The sequence below is a fragment of the Streptomyces sp. MB09-01 genome, assembly GCF_033794505.1.
In the GTDB taxonomy this organism is placed as follows: domain Bacteria; phylum Actinomycetota; class Actinomycetes; order Streptomycetales; family Streptomycetaceae; genus Streptomyces.
On the sequence record NZ_JARAYQ010000506.1, the window covers coordinates 1 to 2377 of the forward strand.

General features: G+C 73.3%; 4 protein-coding genes and 1 pseudogene. 1 reads left to right on the top strand and 4 read right to left on the bottom strand.

Translation table 11 applies throughout. From position 1 onward, the window contains the following. The coding region (locus PV721_RS42925; protein WP_416371300.1) for a thiolase C-terminal domain-containing protein at positions 1-234 on the top strand (234 nt) is incomplete at its 5' end. A gap of 219 nt (positions 235-453) precedes the next feature. Here PV721_RS42925 and PV721_RS42930 read toward each other — a convergent pair. The 4 genes and pseudogenes from PV721_RS42930 to PV721_RS42945 form a co-directional block, all read right to left on the bottom strand. Then, complete coding sequence (locus tag PV721_RS42930) at positions 454-1080, bottom strand: GTP-binding protein (protein WP_030706636.1); 627 nt, start codon at positions 1078-1080, stop codon at positions 454-456. Further along, entirely contained in the window at positions 1061-1525 is a 465-nt protein-coding gene (locus tag PV721_RS42935; protein ID WP_319734258.1) for a DUF742 domain-containing protein, read from the bottom strand. The genes PV721_RS42930 and PV721_RS42935 overlap by 20 nt, the downstream gene beginning before the upstream one ends. A 10-nt stretch (positions 1526-1535) precedes the next feature. Further along, entirely contained in the window at positions 1536-1973 is a 438-nt protein-coding gene (locus PV721_RS42940; RefSeq protein WP_030016314.1) for a roadblock/LC7 domain-containing protein, read from the bottom strand. Further along, positions 1970-2377: pseudogene (locus tag PV721_RS42945) on the bottom strand (histidine kinase); the annotation flags it as partial. The pseudogene PV721_RS42945 and the gene PV721_RS42940, both read right to left, overlap by 4 nt.

Here is a 2377-nt window from a genome sequence, read left to right on the forward strand (position 1 = left end):
AAGCTGGTCCGGGAGGGGGCGACCGCGCTGGGCGGCCGGATCCCGGTCAACACCAGTGGCGGGCTGGCCTCCTTCGGGGAGGCGGTACCGGCCCAGGCCATCGCGCAGGTGTGCGAGCTGACGTGGCAGCTGCGCGGGACGGCCGGGGACCGGCAGGTGCCGGGGGCGAGCGCCGGGATCACGGCCAATCAGGGGCTGTTCGGGCACGGGTCGGCCGTCGTCGCCGTGCGCTGAACAGCTCGTGTTGTCCGAACGCTTGACGGCCCCCTGCGGCAGGTTCACACTCGCTCCACAGTCCCGCGCCGCGACCGGGACCCCGGACCCCCCGTGAGAGCTGCGGCCCGTACCCCAGTCGGCGGGGGTACGGGTCGCCTCCATGTCGGGCCCGTCGTCCGGGCGCCGGTCCCGGGCCCCTCGTGAGGGCACCGCGCCGGCTCCCGTGCGGGCCGGTCGTCAGGCCCCCGCGGACAGGCTCCGGCGCCGCTCGCGCGCCAGGGACATCGCGTGTTCCACGACCCCCACCAGCACGTCCTTCACGGATTCCCGGTCCCGTGCGTCGCACAGCAGGACCGGTACCCCGGGGTCGAGGTCGAGTGCCGTCCGTACGGTCACCACGGGGTGCCGGTCGGCGCCGTCGAAGCAGTTGACCGCGACCACGAACGGGATCCCGCGCCGCTCGAAGTAGTCGACGGCCGCGAAGCAGTCGGCGAGGCGGCGGGTGTCGGCGAGGACCACGGCGCCGAGCGCGCCCTGGGCCAGCTCGTCCCACAGGAACCAGAAGCGGTCCTGTCCGGGGGTGCCGAACAGGTACAGCACCAGGTCCTCGCGCAGCGTGATGCGCCCGAAGTCCATGGCCACGGTCGTGGTGCTCTTGCCCTCCACTCCCCCGGTGTCGTCGACACCGACGCCCGGCTCCGAGAGCCGCTCCTCGGTCCGCAGCGGTCTGATCTCGCTCACCGCACTCACCAGGGTGGTCTTGCCCACCCCGAAGCCGCCCGCGACCAGGATCTTCAAGGTCAGCGGTTCGACCGGCGACACCGCGTGCATGGCACCGGTGCGGCTAAAGCGCCCGAAGGCCATCGATCACCTCACGCAGAATGGATTCATCGGGCAGTTCGGCCGGTGGTACCGGCCTGGTCACGTGGACCAGTTCCTCATCGACCAGGTCGCCGATGAGGACGCGTACGACCCCGACCGCGAGGTCGAGGTCGGCCGCGAGTTCGGCGACCGACTGCGGCCGCCCCCGGCACAGCCCGAGGATGTGGGCGTGTTCCGGGGAGAGGGTCATGTCCCAGACCGGATCGTCGGCCGCCGCTTCGGCGACGACGAGCGCGATCAGGTCGAGGCGGTGCTGACCCGCATGGCTGGTCCGGCCGCGGGTCATGGCGTACGGGCGTACGACGGGACCCGCGTCGTCGTCGAACCAGTGCGCGTGGTCGGGGCCGTCGGCCGACGGGTCGACGGGGAAGCCGATGCCGGCGGCGATGTCGGTGTCGGTGGAGTGGTCCTGGCCTGAATCGCTCATGCCGTACGACTCACCCTCCGGCTGGCAGCCCGGTGCGCGGGGCGGTCGCCAGGTGGTCGCCCACTCGCTTGACCATCAGCGTCATCTCGTACGCGACCTGCCCGACGTCGGAGTCCGCGTCGGCCAGCACGGCCAGGCAGCTGCCGTCGCCCGCGGCCATGACGAAGAGGAAGGCCTCGTCGAGTTCGACCACGGTCTGCCGGACCCGGCCGGAGTCGAAGTGCCGGCCGACGCCCTTGGCCAGGCTGTGGAAACCGGAGGCCACGGCCGCCAGGTGCTCGCTGTCCTCGCGGGTCAGGTCCTTGGAGCTGCCGGTGGGCAGGCCGTCGCCGGAGAGGACCACCGCCTTGCGGATGGAGCCGACCCGGTCGACGAGCTCGTCGAGGAGCCAGTTGAGCGGGCCGGAGCCGCGGCCCCTGGTGTCGTTGCCGGTCTGCGGTGCGGTCATCGACCGTCCCCTTCGTTCTCGTATCCGGGACCGCCGGCGGCGGGTGTGCCTGCCTCGGTCTCGGACTGCTGCGGAGCGTGCTGGTTGCGGCCCGCCGTCCAGCCACGCTGGAGTGCGGACATGCGCGTGCGTACGTCCTCCGCGTCGCGGTCGGCCCCCTGGTCAGTGGCGGCTTCGGCGGGTGCGGCGGACGGGGTCTTCTTGAGCTGGGGTGCCAGGCTGGCCTGGCGGACCCGGCGGGGCAGCCCGCCGGTGCCCGGGCCGGGTGCGGGGTCCGTGTCACCGGATCCGGCCGTCGGGGCGGAGGTGGGCTGCGGGACCACCGACACCGGGCGCTCCACCCGGCGGCCGTGATCGGCGACCAGGGTCGGGGTGGGGCGCCCGGTGTCGGTGGTCCCGCAGCC

Coding starts and splice junctions, on each gene's coding strand:
- PV721_RS42930 (WP_030706636.1), bottom strand. CDS start 1,080: ATGGCCTTCGGGCGCTTTAGCCGCACCGGTGCCATGCACGCGGTGTCG.
- PV721_RS42935 (WP_319734258.1), bottom strand. CDS start 1,525: ATGAGCGATTCAGGCCAGGACCACTCCACCGACACCGACATCGCCGCC.
- PV721_RS42940 (WP_030016314.1), bottom strand. CDS start 1,973: ATGACCGCACCGCAGACCGGCAACGACACCAGGGGCCGCGGCTCCGGC.